This is a genomic window from Streptomyces lavendulae subsp. lavendulae (assembly GCF_002803845.1).
GTDB classification, from domain to species: Bacteria; Actinomycetota; Actinomycetes; order Streptomycetales; family Streptomycetaceae; genus Streptomyces; species Streptomyces lavendulae.
The window spans coordinates 259,027-285,090 of the sequence record NZ_CP024985.1; the positions used below are offsets into that span (position 1 = coordinate 259,027).

Annotated in this window: 21 protein-coding genes and 4 pseudogenes; 9 read left to right on the top strand and 16 right to left on the bottom strand. The window is 70.3% G+C overall.

Annotated elements, in window-relative coordinates; all coding sequences use genetic code 11:
- Window positions 1-33 precede the first annotated feature (33 nt).
- Both SLAV_RS01180 and SLAV_RS01185 read right to left on the bottom strand, forming a co-directional pair.
- Window positions 34-1,251: a M4 family metallopeptidase gene (locus tag SLAV_RS01180; protein WP_030241062.1), complete on the bottom strand. Its 1,218-nt coding sequence runs from the start codon at window positions 1,249-1,251 to the stop codon at window positions 34-36.
- 381 nt (window positions 1,252-1,632) lie between these two features.
- Window positions 1,633-1,980 carry a hypothetical protein gene (locus tag SLAV_RS01185; RefSeq protein ID WP_051841513.1) on the bottom strand — a complete coding sequence of 116 codons (348 nt, stop codon included), beginning with the start codon at window positions 1,978-1,980 and terminating at the stop codon, window positions 1,633-1,635.
- Between the two features lie 93 nt (window positions 1,981-2,073).
- Between SLAV_RS01185 and SLAV_RS40735 the strand changes: the two genes are divergently transcribed.
- Window positions 2,074-2,385, top strand: coding sequence for a transposase (locus SLAV_RS40735; RefSeq protein WP_030241047.1), 312 nt, complete (start codon window positions 2,074-2,076; stop codon window positions 2,383-2,385).
- Window positions 2,382-3,107: an IS3 family transposase gene (locus SLAV_RS01195; protein ID WP_078950729.1), complete on the top strand. Its 726-nt coding sequence runs from the start codon at window positions 2,382-2,384 to the stop codon at window positions 3,105-3,107. Before SLAV_RS40735 ends, SLAV_RS01195 begins: the two co-directional genes overlap by 4 nt.
- Here SLAV_RS01195 and SLAV_RS01200 read toward each other — a convergent pair.
- Window positions 3,104-4,060 carry an IS481 family transposase gene (locus tag SLAV_RS01200; RefSeq protein ID WP_100660745.1) on the bottom strand — a complete coding sequence of 319 codons (957 nt, stop codon included), beginning with the start codon at window positions 4,058-4,060 and terminating at the stop codon, window positions 3,104-3,106. The genes SLAV_RS01195 and SLAV_RS01200 overlap by 4 nt on opposite strands.
- Before the next feature lie 155 nt (window positions 4,061-4,215).
- On the opposite strand from SLAV_RS01200, the pseudogene SLAV_RS01205 reads away from it, so the two are divergent.
- A pseudogene (locus SLAV_RS01205) lies at window positions 4,216-4,581 on the top strand (IS5 family transposase); the annotation flags it as partial.
- A 323-nt stretch (window positions 4,582-4,904) separates the two neighbouring features.
- Here SLAV_RS01205 and SLAV_RS01215 read toward each other — a convergent pair.
- Together SLAV_RS01215 and SLAV_RS43535 are read right to left on the bottom strand one after the other, a co-directional pair.
- Window positions 4,905-8,579: a WD40 repeat domain-containing serine/threonine protein kinase gene (locus SLAV_RS01215; RefSeq protein WP_051840443.1), complete on the bottom strand. Its 3,675-nt coding sequence runs from the start codon at window positions 8,577-8,579 to the stop codon at window positions 4,905-4,907.
- Complete coding sequence (locus SLAV_RS43535; RefSeq protein WP_078950167.1) at window positions 8,462-9,169, bottom strand: ATP-binding protein; 708 nt, start codon at window positions 9,167-9,169, stop codon at window positions 8,462-8,464. The genes SLAV_RS01215 and SLAV_RS43535 overlap by 118 nt, the downstream gene beginning before the upstream one ends.
- A gap of 1,230 nt (window positions 9,170-10,399) precedes the next feature.
- Here SLAV_RS43535 and SLAV_RS01235 point away from each other — a divergent pair.
- Window positions 10,400-10,888 (top strand): hypothetical protein, encoded by a 489-nt coding sequence (locus SLAV_RS01235; RefSeq protein ID WP_051840441.1) that lies wholly within the window; start codon window positions 10,400-10,402, stop codon window positions 10,886-10,888.
- Window positions 10,889-11,001: 113 nt separating this feature from the next.
- Here SLAV_RS01235 and SLAV_RS01240 read toward each other — a convergent pair whose 3' ends face one another.
- Complete coding sequence (locus tag SLAV_RS01240; RefSeq protein ID WP_030226887.1) at window positions 11,002-11,895, bottom strand: Vgb family protein; 894 nt, start codon at window positions 11,893-11,895, stop codon at window positions 11,002-11,004.
- A gap of 798 nt (window positions 11,896-12,693) precedes the next feature.
- Here SLAV_RS01240 and SLAV_RS40740 point away from each other — a divergent pair.
- Window positions 12,694-12,894, top strand: a complete 201-nt coding sequence (locus SLAV_RS40740; RefSeq protein WP_030226882.1) for a hypothetical protein — start codon at window positions 12,694-12,696, stop codon at window positions 12,892-12,894.
- A gap of 93 nt (window positions 12,895-12,987) precedes the next feature.
- On the opposite strand, the gene SLAV_RS40745 is transcribed toward SLAV_RS40740, so the two are convergent.
- Together SLAV_RS40745 and SLAV_RS01255 are read right to left on the bottom strand one after the other, a co-directional pair.
- Complete coding sequence (locus tag SLAV_RS40745; protein ID WP_158740529.1) at window positions 12,988-13,683, bottom strand: nSTAND1 domain-containing NTPase; 696 nt, start codon at window positions 13,681-13,683, stop codon at window positions 12,988-12,990.
- A 183-nt stretch (window positions 13,684-13,866) separates the two neighbouring features.
- Window positions 13,867-14,136, bottom strand: coding sequence for a CU044_2847 family protein (locus SLAV_RS01255; RefSeq protein ID WP_234333459.1), 270 nt, complete (start codon window positions 14,134-14,136; stop codon window positions 13,867-13,869).
- Window positions 14,137-14,723: 587 nt separating this feature from the next.
- On the opposite strand from SLAV_RS01255, the gene SLAV_RS01260 reads away from it, so the two are divergent.
- Together SLAV_RS01260 and SLAV_RS01265 are read left to right on the top strand one after the other, a co-directional pair.
- Window positions 14,724-15,614, top strand: a complete 891-nt coding sequence (locus tag SLAV_RS01260) for a hypothetical protein (RefSeq protein WP_051840437.1) — start codon at window positions 14,724-14,726, stop codon at window positions 15,612-15,614.
- A 52-nt stretch (window positions 15,615-15,666) separates the two neighbouring features.
- Window positions 15,667-15,885 (top strand): hypothetical protein, encoded by a 219-nt coding sequence (locus tag SLAV_RS01265; RefSeq protein WP_030226872.1) that lies wholly within the window; start codon window positions 15,667-15,669, stop codon window positions 15,883-15,885.
- Window positions 15,886-16,638: 753 nt separating this feature from the next.
- Here the strand turns inward: SLAV_RS01265 and SLAV_RS01270 are convergent.
- From SLAV_RS01270 to SLAV_RS43035, 4 genes are all read right to left on the bottom strand, one after another.
- Window positions 16,639-17,064 carry a hypothetical protein gene (locus tag SLAV_RS01270; RefSeq protein ID WP_030226870.1) on the bottom strand — a complete coding sequence of 142 codons (426 nt, stop codon included), beginning with the start codon at window positions 17,062-17,064 and terminating at the stop codon, window positions 16,639-16,641.
- 52 nt (window positions 17,065-17,116) lie between these two features.
- On the bottom strand, window positions 17,117-17,344 hold the full coding sequence (locus tag SLAV_RS43835; protein WP_078950158.1) for a hypothetical protein: 228 nt from the start codon (window positions 17,342-17,344) through the stop codon (window positions 17,117-17,119).
- A 179-nt stretch (window positions 17,345-17,523) separates the two neighbouring features.
- On the bottom strand, window positions 17,524-18,003 hold the full coding sequence (locus tag SLAV_RS40750) for a ricin-type beta-trefoil lectin domain protein (protein ID WP_037686436.1): 480 nt from the start codon (window positions 18,001-18,003) through the stop codon (window positions 17,524-17,526).
- A 545-nt stretch (window positions 18,004-18,548) separates the two neighbouring features.
- Window positions 18,549-21,188, bottom strand: coding sequence for an NPCBM/NEW2 domain-containing protein (locus SLAV_RS43035; RefSeq protein ID WP_158740527.1), 2,640 nt, complete (start codon window positions 21,186-21,188; stop codon window positions 18,549-18,551).
- Between the two features lie 996 nt (window positions 21,189-22,184).
- Between SLAV_RS43035 and SLAV_RS01290 the strand changes: the two are divergent.
- Window positions 22,185-22,509, top strand: a pseudogene (locus SLAV_RS01290) (transposase); the annotation flags it as partial.
- A gap of 54 nt (window positions 22,510-22,563) precedes the next feature.
- Here the strand turns inward: SLAV_RS01290 and SLAV_RS01295 are convergent.
- Window positions 22,564-22,791, bottom strand: a pseudogene (locus tag SLAV_RS01295) (NUDIX hydrolase); the annotation flags it as partial.
- Window positions 22,784-23,158: pseudogene (locus tag SLAV_RS01300) on the bottom strand (transposase); the annotation flags it as partial. The pseudogenes SLAV_RS01295 and SLAV_RS01300, both read right to left, overlap by 8 nt.
- Window positions 23,159-23,352: 194 nt before the next feature.
- On the opposite strand from SLAV_RS01300, the gene SLAV_RS01305 reads away from it, so the two are divergent.
- A complete protein-coding gene (locus tag SLAV_RS01305; RefSeq protein WP_030226862.1) occupies window positions 23,353-23,871 on the top strand; it encodes a hypothetical protein in 519 nt (172 codons plus the stop codon).
- Window positions 23,872-24,452: 581 nt separating this feature from the next.
- On the opposite strand, the gene SLAV_RS40755 is transcribed toward SLAV_RS01305, so the two are convergent.
- Both SLAV_RS40755 and SLAV_RS01320 read right to left on the bottom strand, forming a co-directional pair.
- A complete protein-coding gene (locus SLAV_RS40755; RefSeq protein WP_030226859.1) occupies window positions 24,453-25,058 on the bottom strand; it encodes a hypothetical protein in 606 nt (201 codons plus the stop codon).
- An 82-nt stretch (window positions 25,059-25,140) separates the two neighbouring features.
- Window positions 25,141-25,461: a hypothetical protein gene (locus SLAV_RS01320; RefSeq protein ID WP_158740525.1), complete on the bottom strand. Its 321-nt coding sequence runs from the start codon at window positions 25,459-25,461 to the stop codon at window positions 25,141-25,143.
- Between the last annotated feature and the right edge of the window lie 603 nt (window positions 25,462-26,064).

A 26,064-nucleotide genomic window follows, 5' to 3' on the forward strand; every position in this document is an offset into this window, starting at 1 on the left:
CGCGCACCCTCGTATCGGCGGCAATTCCTGGTGTCAGCCGGTCCCCTTCAACGCGGCCACGTCCTTGGCCAGTCTCGTCATCTGGGCGCTCAGTTCCCCGACCTGCCTGGTCAGGGCTGCGACGCCGTCCTGTCGGCTCAGGCCACCGTTCCCGTCGACGGTCCGGCTCCGCCCCCGGGCGACTCCGGCCGGGACGCCGCTGATGGGGATTTCCACCCCTTGCCACGCCGCCAGCACGGCCGACTGCTCGGCGCTGCCGACACCGAAGAGTTCCCCGGCCTTCTGGAACGTGGTGTCCGCGAAGTCCTGGAACTGGGTCTCGGAGCTGGACGCCTTCAGCGATTCGTACCAGATGGGCCCGGCACCCTCCCATGCGAATCCGCCGATGCCAACGGCCGCCAGGAAGAACGCCTTGTTCGGGATGCCCGAGTTGAAGTGCACCCCGCCGGAGTCCCCTTCCTCGGTGTCGGGAAGGTGAATGAACTTACTCATGCGGTCAGGCTGAGGGTCCTTTCCGAACAGTGCGTTGTCGTACGCGTGTCCCGGGGCCTTCATCGAACGCAGGGCGTCGGCATCGATCCCCGGAGTCCACACGTCGGCCCCTATCAGCCAGTCCGCCTCGTCGACCGACTGCTTCAGCGACCACTGCTTCACCAGCGACCCGAAAACATCCGACATCGACTCGTTCAGGGCCCCGGACTGGTTGTGGTACACGAGTCCGGCGGTGTGTTCGGTGACTCCGTGCGTCAACTCGTGCGCAATCACGTCGAGGGATCTGGTGAGGTCACCCAGCATCTTTCCGTCGCCGTCGCCGAAGACCATCTGGCGGCCGTCCCAGAACGCATTGTTGAACTTCACACTGAAGTGAACGTACCCGTCCAGGCGCATTCCGTGGCCGTCGATCGAGTCGCGCTGGAACACCTCCTTGTAGAAATCGCGTGTCAGGCCGAGTCCGCCGAACGCCCGGTTCGCGGACTCGTCCGCGGACTCCGGTCCGTCCTCGGACCTGGCCATGACAGCGGATGCGAGGAAGCTCCCTTGGTCGCAGTCGAAGACGGTGCGCCGACCGTTGCCGGTGGCGGTTGCGGCCGGGCCGGCGAAGGACGCCCGGACCGCTCGTTCGCCCCGCAGGCGAGCGGTGGTCAGCATGGTGTCCAAGGCGGCCTGGCGCACGTCGCTGTCCTGGCTCTCCAGAAGCCTCTTCAGAAGGTGCGGGGGGATGATGCAGTTGAGTCGGGAGGTCTTGCTCATGGGACACCTCCTGGGAAGGAAAAGCAACGGGCAAGCAGGCACCGGGGCGGGGAGGGTTTGCGGCGTTCGATGCGGCAGCACACAGCCTTGCCGCGCCTCTTGGAGAGGGTCTCGTGGACGAACTGCAAGATGGAGTGCAGGAGCCCACTGGGCGCGGCAACAGTGGAAGAAGCATCGGCGCCGGCCAGCCCGGTTTCCAGAGGCGGGGCCATGCTCATATCACCAGTCTCCGGCGCCCCCTGGCGACTGGCAAACGCAACCCGAGCGCACATGGGATGAACCCGGGCTCAGAGCCCCGGGGCGGGCCCCGGACGCGCGGGTGCCGCGGTTGCCTGCGGAAACGCGGCACCCGCCCGGCGGCACGGGCCGCCGGTCGTCAGCTCAGGAGCCGTCGCCCGGGGGCGGGTCCGTGCACGCGTACTGCGCGTCGATCTCCTGCGCCGTCCTGGGTCCCTTCCGGGTCCAGTACGTACCCGCGGGCAGCTGCGCCGCGGCCACCTCGGCGGTGTCTAAGACCTCGCCCCGTCCTCCGCGTTCGGCGCCCGCCACGGAGACCGCGGGCAGCTTCGGCCGCACGGCGGGCTGCTGCCCCCCGGTGGCCCTCCCGAACTGCTCCGGCCTCCTGCGCGTGACGTCGCCACGCACGCCCTCGGGCGTGAGCGGGCCGGTCGCCTGCCACAGCAGCTCCTCGGTCTGCGAGTCGTGCACCCGCACCTCGTCGGCCTTCATGTACGGGCACAGCGGCCCCTTGACTGTGAAGCTTCCCCTTGATCATGGGCACCTGGAGACTTGGACATTAGGCTCCAGAGGAAGTAGCACCCGGTGGTAAGCAAGTACACGAAGCGGTACTCGGTGGAGTACAAGCGGGACGCGATCGCGCTCGTCCACTCCTCCGGCAGGACTGTGACCGAGGTCGCCCGGGAGCTCGTGATCAGTTCGGAGTCCCTGCGGGGCTGGGTGAAGAAGGACCGTGCCGCCCAGGCGACGGCAGCTGGGTCGGTGCGGCCGGGGCAGCGGGGCGACGATCGGGACGAAGAGCTGAAGCGGCTGCGCAAGCTGACGGCCGAGCAGGCCAAGGCGATCGAGATCCTGAAAAAAGCGACGGCCCTCTTCGCGAAGGAGAGCGACCGGTGAGCACGATATGCCGGTTCATTCACGTGGAGAAGGCAAACTGCCCCGTCACGCTGCTGTGCAAGGCCATGAAGACTGCCCGGTCCACGTACTACGCCTGGGCGGCCGGCATCGAGGCCCGCGAGGCCAGGCGGCGGGCCGATAAGGCCCTGGCCCACGCGATCACGGTGATCCACCTCGCGTCCCGGCAGAACTACGGCGTCCCCCGCATCACGGCTGAACTGCGACGGCAGGGCCGGAGGGGCAACCACGAGCGCGTCGCGCGGATCATGCGCGAGCACGGCATCGCCGGAAACAGCCGACGCACCGGGCGCCGCAGCCTCACCAAGGCCGACAGCAAGGCAGCCCCATCGCCGGACCTGATCGGCCGGGACTTCACCGCTGCCCGCCCCGGCGCGAAGATCGTCGGGAACATCACCTACATCCCCACCGCCGGGGGCCGGCTCTACCTCGCCTCATGGCTGGACCTGGCCACCCGCGAAGTGATCGGCTACTCGATGGCCGACCACCACCGCGCTGACCTCGTCGTCGATGTCCTGGACATGGCCACCGCGCTGGGACGGCTGGAGCCCGGCTGCGTGATCCACAGCGATCGCGGCTCGGAAGGTGGATTCAACCGGCCGTCGCAACACCCTGACCTCGGAGGTGTGCGACGTGGCCACGGCGGACTGGAGTTTGAAGACCAGCGATGTTCCGGAGGGGCGGCGTCGGCAGTGGCGCGCTAGGTGTATTGACCCGCAGGGTTGTTTACGCGGCTGATGGGCGGGTGTCCGCCCAGGGCGGTGTGGCAGCGGTGGTGGTTGTAGGTGTGGAGGAAGTCTGCCAGGGCTGCTGTCCGCTCGTCGTTTGAGGTGTAGGGCCGCAGGTAGGCCCATTCGTCGAGCAGGGTGCGGTTGAAGCGTTCGACTTTGCCGTTGGTCTGGGGCCGGTAGGCGCGGGTGAGTTTGCCGCTCGCGCCGAGGTGGGCCAGGACGGTCTTCCAGGCCAGGCCCTTGCGGTAGGCCCAGGCGTTGTCGGTCAGGACCCGTTCGATGCGGGTGATGCCGTGGTGGTGGAAGAACGCGGCCGCGCGGGTGAGGAACCCCGCGCAGGTCGCGACCTTCTCGTCGGGGTGGATCTCGCTGTAGGCCAGGCGGGAGTGGTCGTCGACCGCGGAATGGACGTAGTCGAAGCCCATCCCGTTGCGGGTGGCACGGCCGGCCTGCCGGCCCAGGGCCTTGTGGCCGCCGCCGTCGGGGATCCGGCCGAGCTTCTTCACATCGACATGGATCAGCTCGCCGGGCTTCTCGCGTTCGTAGCGGCGGATCAGGGTGCCGGTGGGACGGTCCATGAACGAGAGCCGGTTCAGACCGTGCCGGGTCAGGATTCGGTGGACGGTCGAGGCGGGCAGGCCAAGGACCGGGCCGATCCGGGCGGGGCCCAGCTTGCGGGCCCGCCGCAGGTCGCAGACCCTCGCTTCGACCTCGGCCGAGGTCCGGTGCGGGGTCGTGCGAGGTCGGCTGGAGCGGTCGTGCAACCCGGCCGGGCCGTTGTCCCGCCACCGGCGCACCCACTTGTGTGCGGTGGCCCGAGATATGCCCATCTCGGCGGCCACGTGCGCGACCGGGCGGCCCGAAGCGACCCGCTCGACCAGCAGGCGCCTACCGAAGACGGTCAGCCGGGCATTACGGTGGGACACGAAGACCTCCGTTGTGCAATGGGTTCCTAGACAGCTCCCACCACACCGGAGGTCTTCGTCATGTTCAAGACCCACCGAGTGTCAACAACGCTCGTGATCAATACAGCTAGGCAGTGTCTGATGGCTCCTGCCCGGGTGGTGGATCTACCGCTGTTCTGGGCAAGAAGTCGTCATGGCGCGCTCGGCATGAACTGACGAATGCTCAGTGGGATCGCATAGCCCCGTTGCTGCCGGAGACCGGTAGCCCGGGTGGTCGGTGGGCCGATCACCGGACGGTGGTCAACAGGGTGTTCTACCGGACTCGGACGGGGATTCCCTGGCGTGACCTGCCCGAACGTTACGGATCCTGGCAGACCGTTTACGAACGTCACCGCCGCTGGTCGGCCGACGGCACCTGGTCGAGGATCCTGCGGGCGTTGCAGGCCGACGCCGATGCCACCGCCCCGGACGCGGACGGCTCGTGGGCGGTGAACGTCGACTCCACCACCTGCCGGGCCCATCAGCACGCGGCCGGAGCCCGGCACGCACCCCCGGCCGACCACCCCGAAAAGGCGCCTCTATGGCTTTCGTCAAGCTGTTAGAACGGGCCCTCCTCACGCCTGGCTGGAGGAGTACAGCCGACGGGTCGGGGACGATCCCGCGCCCAGGACCCGCCTGCCCCTGCAAACCCTTGCTGTGGCCGCCCTCGCCGTCCAGGTGCACGGCTGGGAGCTCGGCGTGCGCTCCCGCTGTCTGCCCCCGCCGCTGCTGGGCGTTCCGGACGCGCGGCCGGACAGCGGCCCGGCCCTCTGAGACACCCGGTGGGCGTCCGTGGCCGGGGGGCCTCGCCGTCGTCGGTGGAAGGTCAGCAGAGGGGGTGGCGGGGGACGTCCGGCAGGTAGGTTGACCACTCCAGGGCCGTCAGGTCGCGTCCGGCGCGTCGGCAGACGCGTTCGGCCAGGCGGGCCGGGGTCAGGTCCAGGGACCGGGCGCGGGTGCCGGCGGCGGCCCATAGGGTGTCACCGTCGAAGGCCAGGGCCTCGACGCCCCGGCCGGGCAGCAGGAGGGGGTCTCCCAGGGCATAGTGCCTGTCGGTGTCCCAGAGCTGGACGCTGTCGCCGTCGACCACCGCGGCCAGCAGCCGGCCGTCCGGGGAGAAGGTGAACTCGCCGAGGTCCTGGCCGCCCCTCCCGCCGCCGCGCGAGACGCTGCTGGACATCGTCGCGATCCGTTGCGTGACCTGCCCGTTCCACAGTTCGACCAGCCCGGTCTCCCGGAAGGCCGCCACCAGGCGTCCGTCCGAGGAGTAGGCCACGTTCCGAACACCGCCGCTGAAAGTGGCCTCCTTCCTCTCGGTGCCGGTCTTGAGGTCCAGCAGCGTGCCGTCGGTGGTCAGGAAGTAGCGGCCATCCGGGCTGAAGGCGCCACGGGCCTGCGTCCCTGAGACGGAGCGGACCTCCTTGCGCGTGCGGACGTCGAGGATCTTCAGAGTGTCCCCCTCTCCGGTGGGGACGCCCCCTTCCTGTTGAAGGGCAGCGATGTGGGCCCCGTCAGGAGCCAGGTCCACCCAGGCCGGTCCGCTGCCCTCCGCGGCCGCCCAGTGCAGTACGTCGCGGCCGGTGCCGACCTCCCGCAGGGTGATGCCGTACCGGTCGTCCGCCCCGCCCTGGGTGAACGCAATCAGCCGGCCGTCGTCGCTGATGTCACCGAGTGCGGTGCGGGGCAGGTCCTGGGCGACCCACAGGTTCTGGCGGAACGCCGGTACCACGTCCTTGCCGGTGCGCGTGTCGACCACCCTGCCCTGGAAGCGGTCCGAACGGCCGCTGAGGTCCGGGGAGAACCTCTCGGTGACCAGGGCCGTGCGTCCCCCGCCGGAGACCGCCCTGGTCGTCACGTAGGTCCGGACGGGGGGTCCCGGGGCCAGCGCCCCGGACACGTCGAGACGGTGGACGGTGTCGCCGGTCCACTGCAGGAGGCTCTCGGTCTCTTCGTCCAGGGCCAGGTCCCAGACCGGGATGCGAGCGCTCGTGAGGTTGTTGAGACCGGCCGCGGGAACCCGTGCGACGGGCAGGCTTCCCCCGTCCGCGCTCCAGACCTCGGTCCCGTTGGTGGTGTTCGTGGACACGAGGTAGTTCCCCCGGGAGCTGAACCGCGGTTCGGGGCCCAGCCCGGCGGCCTCACCCACGACGCGCCGGGCCGCCAGGTCGTACACGACAACGTCGCAGGAGTTCCCGGAGGCGGACAAGCTGATCGCGCCGAGCCGGCCGCCGTCCGGACTGAACAGGAATTTCCTGTGGCAGGTGGGCTCCTGGGAGCCGGGAGGGCGGGGCACCAGGACGCCCGGCCCTCCGTCCACGGGCCGCACGGTGACCCCAGCCGTCGAGCAGGAGACGATGTGGCGACCGTCCGGCGCGACGGACGCGTCTTCGGGAACGCTCGTGATCGTGCTGCCCCCCGGTGAGACGAGTTCCGTGCCGCCCGTGGGCGAGCCGAGGACCAGTTCACCCCGGTTGGTCACGCCGGACACCTGGCGTCCGTTCAAGGGCAGCGGCGGGGCCAGCGCCTTGCCGTCGCGGGTCGAGACGACCTGCAGCGTCCCGCCGTCGGGAGCCGTGGCCACGACGAGGGAGCCGTCCTCGCTGAGGTGTGATGACCCCAGGAGACCCGTCTTGGTGCCGGGGGGCAGGAGCGTACGCGCGCGGCCCCTGTCCGCGCCGGTCAGGACGACCGCGCGCAAGCCCTCGGGAGACACTTGGAACGCCTCCCGTCCGGTGCCCGACAGCATGCGCTCACTGTTCTCGCCGTAGGTGAACGCGGGTGTGGTCGTCGCCTGGATCTCGCGCTGGGAGGCGGCGGCGATGAGGGCTGCCCGGGATTCGGGCACCTCCGCCACCCGCCAGGACGCCAGTCCCAGCAGCATCGCCGCGACCGGGTCGGTGCCGCGCAGGGTCTCGGCGGACTGGGCGGTCGTCCGCGCCGTGGCCTCGGCCCGTCTGCGGTCGATCTCGCGGGACTGGAGCCATGCCGCCCCGCCGGCCAGCAGCGCCAGCACGGTGACGACGGACAGCCCCGCCCGGAACCGCCGATGGCGGCGCACGGTACGGCGGGCGAGGGCAGACGCCGCGTTCGCGCAGGCGGATTCCAAGGGGTTGGGACGCAGGTGGAGCGGCGCCGTGGGCAACCAGGCCGCGCACCTCTCCCATGCGCTGCCGTGCGGCAGGTCCTCGCTGCGGCGGCCGTTGCCCTCCCAGGCCAGTGCCGTGGTGGTGAGCCAGAGGCGGACGGTCGTTCCGGCGCGGTCCGTCTCGATCCAGCCGCGCAGGCGGGGCCAGGCGGGGATGAGTGCGGGCGCAGGGCGGATCCCGCCGTCGGGAAGCACGAGCAGCGCCCCGCCCGTGGTAAGGGCGGCGACGGCAGCGGTCATGGCGTGCCGTTCCGTGTCCGGCCGGCCGGCGAGGAGTTCGGCCGGGGACGCGGAGCGCACCGTGTCCTCGGAGCCGTCCGGCAACGAGCCGGGCACGACCAGGCGGAGCATGAGTTCGTGGGCGAGGGGCCGTACCCGTTCGGGCAGTACAGCCCAGGTCTCCTCGGCCCGCTCGCCCAGAGTGGGGGCCTGGTCGCCGGCGTCGGATGCCGCGGGGCCGGCGCGGCGTGCGCCGACCTGCATCAGGGCGATCCGGGGGTCGACGGCAGGGCTTTCGGGAGGGCTTTCGGCGGGTCCCGCCCCGGTCCGGGTTCCGGACGCGGGCGCGTCGGCCGGGTCGCCCAGCAGGGACAGCAGGATCTCCGTGGCGGCCGGGCGGAGGTCGGGATCCTGCGACAGGGCGCGGTCCACCAGGGCGCGCAAGGAGGGCGGCACGGTGGACAGGTCGGGGCGGTGGCGTACGGTCCGGTAGGCGGTCTCGACCATGGTTTCGCCACGGAACGGTTCCTCGCCCGAAGCCGCGTAGAGAACGGTGGCGCCCCAGGCGAAGACGTCGGCGGCCGGTCCGGCCCGCTTCCCCGAAAGCACCTCGGGCGCCATGTAGCCGAGCGTTCCCATGATCACGCCGCTGGCAGTCTGCGACATGTCGAGGGACCGGGCGATGCCGAAGTCGATGATGCGTGGACCGTCCGGGCCGAGCAACACGTTCCCCGGCTTGAGGTCCCGGTGCACGACCCCTGCCCGATGGATCGCCGCCAGGCCGGTGGCGATCCCGATCGCCAGCCGGACCACCTCGTCCGCCGCCAGCCGCCCGCCGTCGCGGACGCGGACGCCGAGCGAGGGGCCCGGCACGTATTCCCCTACGAGGTAAGGCTCGTCGGATCCGGATGACACCTCCAGCACCCGGGCGGTGCAGAAACCGGCCACGCGCTGTGCGGCCTGCGCCTCGCGGCGGAACAGCCGGCGGACGGCCTCGTCGGCGGAACGGCGCAGTAGTTTCACCGCCACCCGGTTCCCGGCCCGGTCGTACGCCTCGTACACGACCCCCTGGGCCCCCTCGCCGAGCCGTGAGGCCGGCCAGTACGCGCCGATCCGCTCCGGATCGTCCGGTAACAACGGACTCCCCACCGCTTCCACCCCCCTTGGTTCGCCCCATGGGGGGCGGTTTGTCGCGCCATGATCGGTGACCGGGGTCGGAAGGTCAACGGGGCGGCGTGCGGGCCGTCCCCGCACGGCCGGGGCCCGACGGCGGAGGGTTCTCGGGGGGGCTCGTTACCGGCGTGGGGGGTGCGGAGCAGTCGGACCGGCCGACCATGGCGTGCTCTATGGATGCCGACCAGCGCCCACCGTGTCCTGACGGCTAGCCACGCGGGTGGGCGACGGATCAGCGGCCATCCCCACCCGCGCACGCTTCCGTTCGGGTCCGGAACGCGGGGGCGCGAGCAGTGGGGGTTGGCGTCGGTGACGTCGATCTCGATACCGCCCTGCGCCCAGCCCAGGTCCAGGGTGCAAGGCCCGCAGGTGTGGCGCAGTGCGTTGACCACCAGTTCGCTGACGACCACCAGCACCGCGTCCTGCACGGCCTGCGGCACCAGATGCCCGCAGGCCAGGACGTCGTCAAGGTAGTGGCGCAGTTCCTCGCGGGCGCGGGCCGCCGCTCCGCTGCCTTCGAACGGGCAGTGCCGTTCGGCAGGGTCTGCCATCATCCCCTCCTGGAGCCGGCCGCCGAGTCCACCGCAGCCGAGCAGACCTCAACCAGAGACTCCGCACCTTCCGCGAATCCGTACGGGAGGCAGCGGCAAGCCTCATGCCCACCTGGCGACGCGCTGCCCGGCGGGCCGCAGCACACCGCCGGCCTCAGCGTCAGGGAGCCGGGCCGGTGGGATGAGACCCCGGCCCCCATCGGGGAAACCGGCCACGGCAGCCGCTGGGAGGACACCCCGCCCGCCCCGCTCGACGGCCTGGACCGCCCCCCTGGCCGCAGGCGGGACCGAGCTGTGGACCGGGGTGACGGTGGAAGGCGGTGAGTCGTTCGAGGACCTGCAGCTGTGGCTGGCCACGTCCCTGGACGGCTTCTGCCGGTTGGACGGGTATCCGAACCGCCCGGGCCCGGTGCGGCTGCCGAAGAGGTCCGGCGCCGAAGCCATCATCGTCAACCGCTCACTGGGCTGCCTGATGGTGGAGAAGCGCGAGCACGACGAAGCCACCGGCACCTCCGTATGGGAGTTCGGGGTCCAGGCCTTCGGGGAGGACGGCAAGGCCGCCGCGGACACCATGGCCACGGCCGTGCACACCTGGAACCGGGAACTGCGCGGCCGGGCCACACCCCGGCTGACGGTCCTGCCGGCGGGCACCCCGGACTCCCGCCTCCCCGCTGGGAACGTCGTCGAGAAGGGCGGCTGCCGCATGGTCGTCAGCCGGCCTGGCCCTGCTGCGCCGTACCCTGCGCGGCCACGCCGCCTCCATGCGGGACTATCAGGACTATCCGGCCTGGCGGAGACTGACCGTCGCCTACGTCAGCGAGGTCGCCCGGCACGCGGGCGGCCACGTCCTCGTGCCCATGACGGTCCTGAATGCCGCCTACGCAGCAGAAATCTTCGATGCCCTGGACACAGGGCCCGGTCTCGTCCAGCTCGTGCTCCACGCCGATCCGCACACGCTCGGGCCCGGATCGCGGCAAGCGAGGAGTTCCCCGGCGACGAGACCCGCAGCGAGGCCGTACGTGCCCACCGGCGACGCCGCGCCTCGGACTACACCCAGACCGCCGAAGCCTGGATGCACGCCGCCGGCCACGTCATCGACACCAGCCCGCTCACCGCTGACGAGGTCCTCCACGCCGCCCTCGATCACCTACCCGCCGCGGCGTCCGTACCGATCACCTCACGCGGCCACTCATACGTCTTCTCGCTGTCTGCGGGAAGCTCCAGCTCGGCGCGGTGGAGCCGGAGGCCGAGGACGGCGCGGGCGTCGAGGGCGCACGGGTCCTCCTGTTGCCGCCGTCCCCGGACGGACGCGGCGCCTTCGCGCCGGCCGTCACGGACACGGCGACCACCGTCTGGCAGGTGGCCGGGGGTTCCGGGGGCGCCTCCGGGCTGCTGCTGATCCGCTCGGACGCGCCCGGCGAACCGCGCCTCGGCTGGGGGGTGCTGGGCAGTTCCCTGCCAGTCCGCTTGCCGCAGTACCTGCGGCCGGCGGACGCGCACCCGTTCGCGGTCCAGCCGGGCCAGGCCCTGATGCCGGAGACCTGCGGGGTCGCGCTGCGCGTGGGCGGGGCGGGTTCGCCCTGTGACGCCCCGCCGACCGGCACGTCTTCCGGCTCGGCTCCCCGGCGGGCTGGCTCGGTGGCACGGGCCTCTGGAGCCGGGAGGGCCGTCTGCACCTCCCGTACGCGACCCCCGAAGTGCCGTGCGGGATGCTGGGGATGAACCTCCCGGTTTCCCCTCCCCCGCCGGTCCGGCTGACCCCTCCGACGCCTCCGGCCGCCCGGCCGGTCCCGCTCCAGCAGGCCCCGCTGCGCTGAGCCCGGCCCGCGGCCGTCCTACCGTACGACCGCCACCCCCACCAGCGACTTGAACTGGCCTCCCGAAGCGACCACCTTCTGGGCGCCCGTCACCGGGTCGACGCGGAACAGGAAGCGGTCGGTGCCCCCGGGGTCGCTGTCGGTGACCAACAGGCTGCCGTCCGCCTCGATCGCGATCGAGCCGGGGGCGACGAAGCCGCCGCCGGAGGACACCGTGGTCTGGGCGCCCGTCGCCGGGTCCACCTTGATCACCCCGCCTCCGAAGCCGGGGAACGCGTTGGCGTCGGCGATCAGGATGTGGCCTGCCGAATCCACCACCACGCCGCAGGGGCTGCGGAGTTCGCCGCCCGAGGTGACCGTCGTGCGGGCGCCACTGACGCGGTCGACGCGGACCAGCCGGGACGAGAGGTCCTCGCCGCCGATCATGTTCTGCTCGACCACGAGGATGGAGCCGTCCGGAGCCACGCACAGCCCCGCCGCCCGCACCGCCGGATCGCCGGTCCCGTCGCCCTGCGACAGGACGGTCTGCTTGCCGGTCGTGCGGTTGACACGGATCACGGCGCCGAAACCGCCCGTGGCGACGTCCGCGACGAGGATGTTCCCGTCCGCCTCGACGGCCACGTCGATCGGGGCGGTGAACTTCCCGCCGGACGTGACCTCGGACTGCGCCCCGGTCCGCCCGTCGAGGCGGAGCAGGATGCCGGTCCCGGGAAAGCTCCGGTCCTTGCTCACCACGATGTTGCCGTCCGACTCGATGGCGATGCCGGTCGCCCCCTGGAGTTCGCCGCCTAGGGCGAACTGCCCCACCTCGCCGGTCACCGGGTCGACGCGGAACACCATTCCGGCACAGCCCAGGGCCTGGGAGTCGGCGAGCAGGATCGTACCGGCGGGGAGGTGTTGATGAACGGTCATGGCTGACTGCTCCTCTGAGGGGGGAGGGGACGGCCCCACCACTCAACCGCAGCCCCTCCGCCGCCTGTCGCCCCGCCACCCGCCACGCCGACCCCGCCCGCGACGAACCGCCCGTTCGGCCTCCGGCCAGCCGTCGTAGCGGCGGACCTGGTAGTCGTCCGGGCCGCATTCCCGCTTCGCGCTACGTCTCGACCGCAGCGTCGGCATCCCTACCGCCAAGATTTTGGAACCGGGGGCGGTCCGGGAACTGCTGCGGACCCTACGCTATTCCAACATCATCATTCCAACATCATCTCCGGTCTCTTCTACGACGGTGTCGTTCTCTGTGAGTCCGAGGGGGACTGCCAGTTCTACGCGGCAAGTTTCGACGACACCAAGGAGCCCTCGCAGCCCGAGAACATCCACTTCCTCCATACCAACGGCAAGCCGCGCCGGGCTCGCACGGCCAACAGCCTGTGACAGTGCGGAACCCCCACAGCCGTCATCGCCGACCTCAACCGCCTCAACAACAGCGCCGCCGTCCGCTCGGCCGTCAACGTCCTGAACGGCTCATGGGAGGACGTCGCCGCCGACGTCAAAACGCTGAACGAACACGCCAACGGGATGCGTAGTGCCGTCACGGTCGCCGAGTTCCGCAAGGCGACGAACGAGGCTCTCGGACGGGCCCGTGACAGGTGACCCAGTGCCAGCCGAAACTGCACGCAGGCTCGGCGAACTCGCAAAGGCGCAACCGAGTGGAAGCACCTCAAGAAGGCCGGTCTCACCGCCCTGAACGGCACCCTCGCCTACCCTCCAGCCATGCGCCTGACGGCCGCCTTGGCGCGCCTGGGTGTCTTCGTCGTGCCTGTTGGTGAACTCGAATCCCGGGTCCCCTCCATCCCCTCGGGCGACAAAGCCAAATGGCTCACCCAAGTCTTCGAGGAGGGCCATCACCTACGCCCGAACGACCACCTCAAAACACTCTGTACCCAGATCCGCACCTACCTTCAGAACTGCTGACGGCTTTCACCGAGCACGGGCCGCTGCAGGCCGCCCCGGGCGCTGCCCGGGGCGGCCCACCCAGATGCCGCTGGTCGGCATCGCCCGCAGCGGTCATCCCCTCTTCGACGGGCGGATCGACGCCCGCCGTTTCGCCGCAGCCGACCACATCGGCATATCCCGGCTCGGCAAGCGCCTCGGGCCCCTCGTCAGAACCCCTCCGATACGTCGGTATGCCTCGTGGCTGAGGAAACCGTCCTTCCGCCTGCGCCACAGCTGGTCGAGCGTCAACTCCAGCAGAGGCAGCACGGTGACCGGAGCCCGGAGGGTCTCCTTCCCATCGGGGCTGCTCGCCAGGACATCGCTGACGATCTGCTCGGGCAGACCCGGCTGGAAGTGGAGTCCTACGACCCGGGCGGGCTCCACGATGATGTCGTGGAGGTCCGTGGTCAGCTCGCCGGTCACGTTGAGCAGACCGGGCGTCGCCGCTGCCGGCAGCTTCGGAACAAGAGCTGCCAGTCGGTGGTGGAAGTCGTCGCGCATGACCAGGATCACGCTGAGCGGGCCGTGCTCGCCGGCTGCCGTGGTGATGTCGTCGAGCAGGGCCGGGAAGTCCTGCGGCCGGCCGTCGCCGCCCTGCACCAGGAGCTCTTCGAACTGGTCGATGACCAGGAGGACCCGCTGGTGGTGGGGCTCGCTCGCCAGCTTGCGGGCGACCGCAGCAGCAATTCCTCCACTCGTCGCCCCCGGCAGTCCGGCACGCTCGAACTCGGTCGGCAGATCCTGCGTGTCCCTCCAGCCCGTCCACACCGGCCACATGAGGGAAGGTCGCCCACACCGGATCCGGCCGCCCGAACCACGTGCGCACACGTGACCGGAACGTCCTCGGCCACCAGGAAGCCCGCACCCGCCACCCGCCCGTCCGCGCCGAGGATCTGCGCCACCGCTGCGTGCAGGTCGGACGGCGAGCCGCCCTCCGCCCCTTTCCCGGTGCTAGCCATCGTCGTTCTGCCAGGACGCCGACACCTGCGGATGACAGTTCGCCCTGCTCTTGGTGATCACCGCGCCGGCTTCGACGGCGAGGTCCACGCCGAACTCGATGGTGATCTGGTCGGGCCGGGCCTTGCGCAGCTGGTCGAGGGCCACCTGCGCGACCCGGGTGACCGGCTCCAGAGCTTCCTGCAAGGTCTGTGGTACCTCACGCACGGCGTCCCCGATGCGGCCTGCTTTCACCGGCCCCTCGATGCCGGCTGTCGTCTCCACCAGTACAGAGCCCCCGCCATCCAGTGGAATCCGTGCCGGTGTCACCGTGCCTCCTCGGTCACTCGCGGGCAGATCAGGGGTCGCACCCAGCATCCGGTGTCCGGGCACGGTCCGCAGCGCGGTATGGGCCGTACGAGGAGCCAGGACCGCTGCGGGCGAACGGGTTCGGAGCGCCGGCTCTGCCATGAAGTCTCGCCCTGGGGGCCCGCCTGCCCGGCCTCCTTTCGAACGGGTGCCGGGCAGGTGGGCCGAGCCAGACGGCACTTTGACGGCCGCAATGGCGCCACACCGCGCCGTGGGGGCCGCGATGACAGCCGAGTCGGCATCACCCTGCCGGGACTATTCGCCCGCCCGGGCCGCGACAGCCCGCGGCGGTGTGGCGGGCGGGGGCGGCAACCCGGTACGGGCTCGCCTGCGTGAGCGGACCGCTTTTCGTAAACCGCCATTCGACTGGAATCTCCCCGCGTCCGGGCGTGTGCGCGCATCATCGGGCCGCCGCTCTGTGAAGCTCGACGAAACTGGCGGCCGTGGGGAGCCAGAGTGGTTCCAAGCCGCCGCTGTCCCGAAACGGAAGGTCAGCCGCGACCATGCTCATCAACCAGCTCGCGCTCGTGTCCGAGACCAAGATCAACAAGATCAACCCCTCACAGATCACCCGGGTCGCCGCCGCGCTCCAGAAACAGGCGACTCGCGACTTCGCACCACTGTGGCAAGTGAACGCGACGGTGGACGCCTTCGACAGGCTGGAGGACGTTCCCGTCGGGTACTGGCCGCTGATCGTGGTCGACGACGTACCCGACGCGGCGGGGTACCACACGGACGAGAACGGCCAGCCCTTCTCCCTGATCGAGTTCAGCGACAGCTGGTCGCTGACCGCGAGCCACGAGATGCTGGAAATGCTGGCCGACCCGTTCGGGAACCGCCTGGTGTCCGGCAAGTCTCCCCACCCCGATCAGGGACAGGCCCGGTTCCTCGTCGAGGTCGCCGACCCCTCGGAGGCCGATGAGTTCGGCTACACCGTCAACGGGCTGCTCGTCTCCGACTTCTTCACCCCGCACTTCTACGATCCCGTCACCGTCCCGGGCACGCGCTACAGCTTCGGCGGACACATCACGGCGCCCCGGACGATCCTGCGCGGCGGATACCTCAGCTGGGAGGACACGGCCACGGGCGAGTGGTGGCAGCAGACCTGGTTCGAGGGCAACAAGCCGACGTTCCGCAGACTCGGCAAACTGTCGGGCAGCGGCAGCATCCGCGAGGCCATCGACGCCCAGACCAAGACCGTCAGCCGCCTGGCCGCCAGCGGCCCTTCCTCCAAGTCCTTCCTGGCCGCGCGTACCCTCACGGCCCACGTCAAGGAATCCACCGGCGCCCGGGCCGACGATTGGCGGGCCCAGATCGAGCGGCTGAAGGGGGCGAACCCGGCGGCGAAGGCCTTCAAGGCCAAGGACAAGGCCAAGGGGAAGAAGGCGAAGTGAGGAGGACGATCGTTCCCCGACGGCCCTCGGCCAGCCTGCCAGGGAGGCCGTCGTGAGTGAGGACGCCCAGCAACGCAAGGAGCGCGCGGATCGCCTGCGCCAGATGATCCAGCGGCCCGGGGCCAAGCCCGAGCCTCCGGAGCAGGAGAGCCTGAAGGAAGGCGTCGAGCGTCGCATGCGAGAGCTCGACGAGGCCGATCGCGAGAATCGCCGGAATCACCAGGACGATCAAAGCAGCCCGGAAACCGGGGGCGAAGACGGCGAACCCTGAGAGCACCGGGACGTTCAACGGCGAAGCGGGACCCTGTCCGAGGTCGGGATGCGCTGGTCCTGATGATGGCCGTCGTCGTCACCGCGGACGCAGGTGGAGGTACGGCGGCCGCGAGGTCCCACCGGCCGGGACGCCACCGCGTCGAACGCCTCCGCGCGCACCGACCGGTCCCCCGCGGTGCGGGCCTGCGCCCCGGGGCGTACAGGCTGTAACCAGCGCCTCGTCGGCGTCCGCGACGACCCGCAGCGCCAGTTCGCTCCGCACCCGGCCCGACCGGTGCACGTCACGCCGCGCGACAGTCCGGCCCGCCTCGAAACCGCACACCGCATCCTCCGCCGCTCCCGGGGCCGCGCTGTCCGGCCCGGCTTGCCCACCATGTCAGCCCATCGCGGGCGGGGTGGGCAGGCCGCCGTGCGAGGGCCGCTTGCCCGGGCCCCCGCCTTCTCAGGAGTCGGGGCCGGCCACGGCCGGTACGGCACGCGTCTGCGATCGTCACCGATTCCGGGAGCGGGACGGCGCTCGCCTCGACCCGGACGGTGTGGCCGTCCCCGTCCCGCTCGCAGTCGGACGCCTGTTCATCCCCCGCCACCTCCAGGCGTTCTCCCTCGATCAGCTCCCAGCCGAGACGGCGCTCCGGGCCCGTCCAGCCGCACGATCGCTCCACGTGCAGCAGGGACGCCCGCGGGGTGCGCCGCCGGAAGCCGGCGACCGCCCGCATAGGCGGCAGCCCGGGGACCCGGCGCCGAACACTCCCTAGCTGACCGCGCCGGCCCGGCCCGCGCGCGGCGTGACGAGCCGCCGGGCTCCGCGGGCCAGGGCGTACGTGCCCAGGGCCGCCGCCGGGACGGCGGTGACGGCGACGGTGGCCCACTCGCGCGCGTAGTGCGCGGCCTGGGTGGGGGTGCGCTCGAAGGTGATCATCGGACCCCACGTGTAGTAGCCCCAGACCATGATCAGCTGGGAGAGCACGGCGCGCAGGACGGCGTGCACCGCCGTCGGTGCCGTGGCCGAGACCAGCAGTACGACGGCCGCGTACGGCACGTACCCGGAGGCGAAGCGACTGGCCTCGGTCACGTTCAGCCCGTCCCCGTCGCCCGCGACCGCGATCCAGGCGGACAGGGCCCCGGCCGCCAGGCCGACGGCCCCGGTGACGGCCGCGCGCCGCGCACCCTTGTTCATCTCGTTCTCCTCACCTGCCGCGTGCGTACCGGTCTCCCCCACCCTCCGCGGCCTACGTGCGCGGAGAATGACGGGAATGCGACCGTTTCGTCACGGGGTGGGTGTGGAGAGCGGCTCCCTCCCAGAAGACCCGGTGCCCGGCGTAGCGCTCGTAGTCCCAGACTTCCTTGGCGAGGCGAGCCTGGCACATGGTGCCGTTGTCGAGCTCGAAGGGGCGGACCTCGCCGGCCCTGGCCTTCGGTCGGCGTGGCAGCTCACTACCGTCGGCCCGAGTCCGCACCGTCGTCGTCGGCGCACAGACATCGGTCCGGCGCTGCTCGCACGGAATCCCTGGCCGCGGCCGGCTCCATCAGCGCCCCGTACTCCGGCCCGTTCCGGAAACCGGAACGGGCCGAGCAGGCCGCGGCTCCCAGCCACTGCGCAGCGGGAACCCTCGCTGCGGTCGCCTCAGTGGTGTGATCAGACGGCGGCGAGGCTGATCTCGTCGTTGAAGATCACCCAACGCTGGCCGCGGTCGGCGGTGTCGCAGGGCTTGGTCGACAGGTTCGGGGTGTTCCACGTGTTGGCGAAGCAGTAGGCCGGTGCGTAGGTGAGGGTGATCTGCTGGCCCGAGACGTTCCAGTACTGCCCCTGGTCCTTGGGGTCGCACGGCTTCGTGGAGACGTCGGCGGTGTTCCACGTGTTCGCGAGGCAGTAGGCCGGTGCGTTGCGGAGGGAAATCTGGTGGCCCGAGACGGTCCAGTGCTGGCCGCGGTCGGCGGTGTCGCACGGCTTCGTGGAGATCTTCGGGGTGTCCCACGTGTTGGCCAGGCAGTAGATGCCGGGTGCGCGCAGGGAAGGTGCCATGGCACTGGTGGCTTCCGCGCCGGACGTCGGCAGGAAGGAGGCGGTCAAGGCCAGGGTCGCGAGGGCGAGCGTCTTGCGGATGGCGATTGCCATGGGATGGATCCGTTCTTGCTGTGGGCGTGGGACTCGCCAATGGATGCGGAAGAATCCCCAACTCGGTTTCGAGCGCTGGACAATTGATAGCAGCGCCCCCGAACTGGCCAACGGTTTCTGCGTGCTCCGTTCATTCCTGCGCGCCGCAATATGTGATGATCCAACATCCAGCACTCCGTCGCGCTGGGCCGTTTCCTTCAGATCATCGGATCTTTGGTTGACGTGTGTCGTTGACTGACGGACCGGACACCGAAGCGGGGTGGCCGCTGGCGGGCCACCGCCGGGTGATGGGCGATGGGCCGCTCGGAGTACCGCCACGGGAACCATTGCGGGCCGAACGGGATCCAGCCATCCGATTCCATCCGCTCGTGTCCAAAAGAAGACGCCCTCACCCCACGCCGAGATCACCACGACGGGGGGCAAGGGCATCCGGCCACGTTCGAAGCACGGCCCAGGGCGGGACCCGCGCCCGACTGCGGAGTTGCTCGTACCCTGGCCCCGAGCCGACGGTCACCTGGAGGGTTCCCGTGGGCCGGGGGTCGGTGCTACCGCACCAGCTTGGCGCCGGCCCAGTCGGCGTGGTCGCTGTTGATGCCGTCACCCGCGTCCGTCATCTTCAGCACCAGCGACTTCACACCGGCAACGCTGACGTCGACGGACTGCGTAGCGCTCGACGGCGTCATCACCGACGGGCTCTCGTACAGTTTGACTCCATCACCCCACACCTCGAACTTGACCGTCGCGTTCGCCCCGACCTCGTCATCGACACCGATGTCCGACCGGAACCGCGAGTAGCCACCGTTCAGGGAGTAGGTGATCGTGCTGTTCGCGTGCGTGCCAATGCCCTTCGCGTACGCGGTGCCGTTCAGCTTGATGGGGTGCGAGTCGACGCTCTTGTCCTTCTGAACGGTACCGAAGTCGCTTCGCGCGTCGCTCCAGGTGAGATCGCTCAGATCGGCCGTCTGTCCGTTTCCGCTCGTGGCGGTGGTGACGTCAACGGCGCTTCCGGCCCCGGAGGAGTTCCCGGCAGCGTCGACCGCCTTCACCGTGAAGGTGTAGGGCGTCGAGGCCGACAGCCCCGTCGCGGTGAAGCTCGTACCCGTCGACGAGCCGGCGAGCGTGGTGCCGCGGTAGATGTTGTAGCCGGTCACGCCGACGTTGTCGGTCGAGGCCGTCCACTTCAGGTCCACGCTGTTCGACGTCACGTTGCTCGATGCGAGGTCGGCCGGCGCCGTGGGGGCCTCGGTGTCGACTTCCGAGGTCCCGGCGGTCGCGGTCACCGTCGCACCCCCGGCCACCGGCACGGTCACGTAGGACACGGTCTTGCCGTACAGCGACTTGGTCTGCGGCGTGTACGCGGTGCCGTTCACGGTGATGCTGGCGGGGGTTCCGTAGAACTGGGCTTCCCAGTTGACGGTGCCACCGGAGTTGTTGGTCAGCGTGGAACCGGTCGTACCGGTGTGCTTGAGCTTCAGGTCGTTGTCACCGACCTTGATGTGGTCGATCTCCGCCCACGGCGTCTCGGACGTCAGCCGCGAGATGGTGGCCACCTTGTCCTTCGGGGCGTCCGGCTGCACTCCCATCATGCCGTCGATGACGCTGCTGACCGCCAGGAACGAGATCTCCGGGTAGGTGTTCTTGCCGGTCATGAGCTTCTTGAGCCACGCCCAGCCCTCCGCGGACCGGTTGTACTGGTAGTACATCTCCGGCAGGTAGGAGGTCGCCTCGACGTTGAGATCGTCATCGTTGGCGGCGATGAAGTCGAGGTAGCTCTCGGTCCTGGGGCCGTGGTCGCCCAGCCCGGTCAGCATCATCAGGAAGCTGGCCTCGTGCCCCCAACTGCTGTACCCCGTGCCGGCGGCGTCCTTGCCGCGTATGTAGCGGTTGTTCGAGGCGTCCCACCAATTCTTCTCGAACTGGTCACGCACCCGCTGCGCACGTTCGGCCCACTTCGTGCTGTTGGCGTCGTCACCCTTCGTCTTCAGGATCTCCGAGTAGGCCAGCATCGACTGGTACTGGTACCCGAGTGAATCGCCCGCGGAGACGAGGTTCTCGTTCGGGAACTCGAAGTAGGTCGCCGTGTACTCCCCCGGCTGCTTCTTCGAAACCGGCTGCTCGCCGGCCGGGTTGGCGTCGTTCCACTTCACCTCGTGGCCGTCCAGGAAGGACCCCATCGTCGAATCGTAGTACGCCGAAAGCGTCGGATCGTTGATCCAGTCCGAGTTCCCGGTCCACTGGTACTGCTTGTAAGCCTTGGCCATCAGGTTGAACGGCGACGGCAGTTCGCGGAATCCGGTGCCATCGATGTAGTACATGGCTCCGTAGGGGCTGTGCGCCCACAGCGGCCAGCCGTTCTGACCCGGAGCGGCGGCATCGGCGGCGAACGTCTTCACCATGTTGAACGTCTCGGCGTCCAGGCCGAGCGCGTGCGCGCCGTCCGACTGGTGGGAGATGTCGCGGTTGTAGTAGGACTCCCGGTTGGTGTAAGCGCCCCAGTAGCCGGGCTGCACGGTCGTGTGCGTGGAATTCTTGAGGCGCCACCACTCGGGTTCGTGCCCCATCATCGGGTTTCCCGGGTAGAACGTCATGCCCAGGGCCCGGTCCTTGCCCCATGTGAAGCCGTCGTTCAGTGTCGCGTTCGGGGAATTCAGGGTCAGGGTGCTGGTGGGCGCCCCCACGTATCTCTGGACCGTGATCCTGTCGACGCGCGGCACCTCGCCGGTGGACGTGGCCGTCAGCTCGATGGTGTCACCGGCCTTGAGCGCCACTTTGCTCGACGTACGCGTGTCGATGCTCATCGGGTCGGTGTAGTCACGGCCGTACCGCTGGGACGTGGCCCAGGAATCCACGGGGTTGGCGTTCACGGAGAGCTTGTAGGTCACTCCGTTCGCCACATTGCCGTTGTAGCGTGTGATGAGGTCGTAGTCTCCGTCGGCGCCATTGAAGGTTGTTCTCGCGGTGCTCGTCTGCCCTGAGGCGCCCCGGGCGTAGGTGACGTTGTCGACCGACGTGCCGTTCCACGTGTGGTTGACGGTCTCTGTCGCGAAATTGGTCAGCGACATGTTCTCGATCTCGAACACGTAGGGCCCTGCCGACGGCCCCGCCATCGCGGGAGTGCTGGGGATGGCGATCGCGGTGCCGGCTGTTGCGAGCACGGCGGACAGTACACAGGCGAGTCGACGCATGTGTGATTGGTCCTCTCCAGTGGGGGGTGTTTCGTTCGGGGGCGGGCAGTGTCGACCGCCCGTCCGTGGCGGCGTGGAACGTGCCGGGACAGAGCGGTCCCGGCGGTTGTCGGCGGTCCGGACCACGCGCTTCCGCGCATGCTGCCGATCACGTCGTCCCGGAAGTCACCCGACCGGGCGGCGGGGCGCCTCCGGACCCCTGTCAGCGTGAGTGCGGTGCGACCGCCTCCGATCGCTTCCATGCCGAGGCGCGGCCGGGGTGCCTCTGGCCGGACGAGGTCACCTGAGCCGTGGACGCGGGCGCTCGCGTTCTGCCGCAGCTGCTTCGCGTCCGCCATCGCGGGGCCGGAAGGATCGAGACGACGAGCATCACCGGCATCGAGGGGGTTCCTCACGGCCCTCGGGTTGCCTGTGCGAAGGGGCGCGGGAGAGGGAACAGCGACCGCGACGGACTCCGCGGCGGAACGGAGGTGACTCCTTTCATCTTTCATCGAACGGCATGTTGGAAGAAGTTGAACTGTGTTGCCTCTTGGTGAGTGATGTCAATGGTTGTGTCGAGGCCGATCGCGTCGGCCTCGCCCGCGCGCCGGCCGGGCATCCCGGTCGGCGCGCGTCGCCTCGACGGCCCCGGACCCGATGGCGTCGGCCTCGGCGACCGCCGTACCTACAGGTCAGCGGCTGGAATCACCCGGATGGCATCTGCTCCTCCGGGCCGGCCGGGGCGGAGCGACCGCACCTGCCGCAGTGCGAGCAGTCTCGAACCAACTGTCGGCTTGCAGCTGGTGAATGACGTAGTTTCAGAAAATTTTCGCAGCCGTATTGCATGCTCTGACAAGCATGGGTAGCTTCTGGCCCGCAAGGCTCGTCGGCTCGTCTACGCACCCGTCAGGAGAAGCCCACGTCCGCTCCCTCCTCCCTCGCCCCGCCCGGGAAGCCGCCTCGGCCGGCGGAACCTGGTCGATGAGTGGCCGCCCTTCGCCACCGTCAGCCCGCTTGGAGTCGTGGGCCGGGCTGCTGCGGGACTGGCGAGACGGGGCATGCGGGCGCCCGTACCTGCGGTCGGCGGCGGCGCGCTGGGCTTCCTGGAGGCTCCGCGTGAGGTCTTCTCCGACACCCGTGAGCAGAGGTGCTGGCTTCATGAGACGGCCGATGTCCTGGACGCGATGCCGAAGTCGGCCCGGCCCGCGGCGAAGAAGGTGGTTCAGGACATCTACGACGCTGAGGACGCGAACACGCCGGTCAGGCCATCAAGGCCTTCGCCGGGCCCGACGGCGCCAAGCTCCCCAAAGCCGTCACGAAGATCACCGACGACCAGGACGTCAGCATGTGCTCCGAGCCGGACCGGGTGCCCGGAGCAGGGCCGGGGCCGCGGTTGTCAGTGGGCGCCGGCCGTGGCGGCGAAGGGCCCGTGCAGGGCCGTCCGTTGCAGGAGCATGATGGTCTTGCCGTCGGCGATGCGTCCGTCGCGGATCATGGCGAGGGCGTCGGTGAAGGGCCGTTCGAGTATGTCGATGTCCTCGCCGTCCTCCTCAAGCCCGCCGCCGCTACCGGTTCGGCCGGCTGGGGTGTATCGGGCGGCGTAGAAGTGCAGGCGCTCTGTGACGGGCTTCGTCCCCCCTTGAGGCGGGGGCCGGCGGCGGGGCGGTGCGGGCGCCGGCCGCATGCTGATGCGCGCGGACCGAGATGTCCCAGTCGATCTCACCTGCGGCGTCGGCCGCGGCCTGGACCTGCTGGAGTCGACGCTCCCATTTGCCGTCCGCTGACCACAGCCGGTGCCGTTCGTAGACCGCCATCCACGGACCGAACCGCTCTGGCAGCAGGTCACGCCACTGCACACCGGTTCGGACCCGGTGCAGAATCCCGTCGATCACCTGCCGGTGATCACGCCACCGGCCACAACGCCGGTTGCTGACCGACAGGAACGGCCTCGGCCGTTCCCACTCGGCATCACTCGGATCACCCCGCCCCATGCCTACATCAACGGCCCGGACACGGAGCAGTCACACGATCAAGCGGGGCGCTCACCGGTGGCCGCCCTTGGCGCAGCGCTTCATCAGCATCTGCATGTCGGTGACGACGGTGCTGCGGAGGGGGCCTGTGGCGGGTGTCGCGGCGGTGGGCGTGGTCCTGGCACTTGGCGCACCTCAGCTGAGAGTCGAGCGGCATGAGGGGGAAGAGGTCCAGCGCTTCGCGGCGGGCGCTGCAGGCACGGGCCAGGCCGAGGCGGTCCGCGGACGACCTGCTGAAGGAGTTCCGGCCCAAGTGGGAGAAGGAAGCGGCGCAGCAGCAACTGACCGGCGAGGCCCTGGCCGCGTTCAGGCAGCAGATCCTGGACTCGGACATCCCGCAGGTCTACTGCGACACGGACGGCCTCTTCAACCTCCGCTACCACATCCACCTCAACAAAGCCGCTGTCGAGGCGATCTCCTGGAACACCGACGTTGTCCTTGAGGCGCTGGAGTGGGCTGCGGTCGGCGTCCTGATGACCGATGAGCTGCTGTCCCCGCTGGAAGCGTTCATCATGGCCGAGGTCTCGGTGATCCAGGCGACCGGCCGCGCCAACAGCAACGGCCAGGCCCGGCTCGTAGGGGTGTTTCCCATCCCGATCCCGATCGTGGAGTCTGACGACGACTGGGACACCGCGGGCAAGATCGGAGACATCATCCACCACATGGGCGGATAGGCCGGATGAACTCCCGGGCGTCGCCAGCCGTCTACGCTCGCGCAGCACCCGGCGACGGCCTCGGGCAGTCCGCCCGGAGCCCTCCTGCCGGGCCGGCGCCGACCCGGGAGGCTGGACGGTAAGGCGCCCGCCTCACGCGCGGCATGACGCCGCACTTCCTCGCCTCGCACGGGAAGGCGGCGGCGCCCCCGGCAGGTTCCACGTCGAGCACCTCCCGGACGGGACCGCCCCCCTCGACCGTGCACAGGCAAGTCCGCAGCGTCGATGTGCGCAGTCGCGAGCTGATCAGCGCGCTCGAAGTGAGACACCCGGTGTGCTCGGCGGGCGGCAGGTGCCGCACGCCCGCGTGGTGCCGCCGACCGCCCCATCACGGCCGGTAGCCGCGGCCGGACCCCAGCCTGCACCCCGGATGCGACGAACCCCGCTGTCATTCAGGCCACGAGCCTCCAACCGCAGCGGGGTTGACGACTGGAACCGCGAGTACGTCTGGGCCTCCACCACACCTACCAGCACAACCGCAACCCGTTCATCGACCACGTGGAGTGGGTCGACTCCATCTCATAGGCGGCGGCGGCAGCGGGCTACTTCACGTAGATCTCGTCGAGGGTGTCGATGACCCCTTCCGCGTTCAGGTGGTAGCGAAAGGGGAGGCCCTTGTCCGGGTGGGTGTCCAGCCAGGAGGTCAGCTCGCTGGTGGAGATGGGCTTGCCCATAACCTCCGAGGGGAGGATCGGCGCCGTCGCGGTGATCTTGGCCTTCTCCGAGATCGGGATGTACGTCCACGCGCCCGACGCTTCGAAGCGCCCGGGGCAGCGGTACGTGCCGTGCTGGACGATGAGGCTGGTCATGCCGCCCTCGGGCGTGTAGCGGTGCACAGCGATCGTGTCGGGCGAGACCGGCATCCTGTGGTCGGCGCCGCAGGCTGGCGCGGAGGGCGGGGCGGAGGGCGGGGCCGGGGCGGGGACATTCTTCCCCGCCGGGGTGGTGGTCGCCGAGGGCTTGGGCGCCGTGCCGGTCTTCGAGGGGGCCGGCACGGCGGTGGTGGCGGTGGGCGCCGCCGGTGCGGCCGCATTGGGCTTCGCGTCCGGTGCGGCGGCCTGGTCGTCGCCATTCTGACAGGCGCTCAGCACCAGCATCCCGCACACCGCGAGGACGGCCATGGCCGCCTGCTCCCGTACCGCTCTCATGGTTTTCTCCCTCTGCGGGTTCCGCCGTCGCGCAGACCGTAGCGCCCGGGATCCGGCCGGGGCGATGGCCGGATGTGATTCGTCACCGGGCCGGGATCGGCTTGTTGCGGAGTACTGACCTCCGGCCCGTACGGCGGGCGTCCGTGCCAGCCACCGGGGCGGGGAAGTCGTCGTTTCGGCGGTACCAGTTCACGACCGCGGCCCGGCCCACCCTGGCCATCCGCGCCACCTCCGTCAGGAACACCCGGTCACCGCCCGGGGCGACCGGTTCGAGGGCGGTGAGCTGGGAGCAGCGACCCGCGCGTCGGGCGACGGCCACCTGGTCCGGGTGGGCGCCAAGGAACTCGGCGTCGCCGCCGAGGCAGAGCAGCAGGCCGGCGCCGACCAGGTGGCCAGCCGCCACAGCGGTCGCCCTCGGCCGGAGGATCGGCAGCGGCACCCCAGGGGCCTCCGAGCCGGTCCTCCGCCACCCCGGCACCGATCACACCTGGCAGCGCCGCACGCACCCGCTCGGGGACACAGGTCTCCATCACCGCCCGCAACCACGGGCCCGGACCCAGGTCGGTACCGGGGTCGGACCCGAGCCACCGCCCGCTGCCAAGCCTCCACCGGCACCCGCAACCGGCCCGCCGCCGCGTACTCGTCGTACTCCAATCGCACACGGCGGCCCGAGTACCGGACCGCGCTCGCCCTGGACGAGCGGGGCCGGCGCATCTTCGATGCGACCGGCTCGTTCGAGCCTGCATTCACTGGGTCGCACCCGCGACGGCCGGCGCAACCGCTGCGTCATCGACCCCGGAGCCCGCTTCCGACGACCCGGCGGAAGCCGACCACGAGATCGCCGGGCTGCTCACCTGCCTCGCCGTCCCGCTGGCCGCCCCCCTGCCACCCGTGGACGGACCGGCGGCAGGCGCGTCCGCCGCTCGCAAACCGCCGGGAACCGGCGTGTGTCGATCCGCCGATCCGGGGCAAGCGAGCCGCATGGTGACCCACCCCCCGGGCGCAA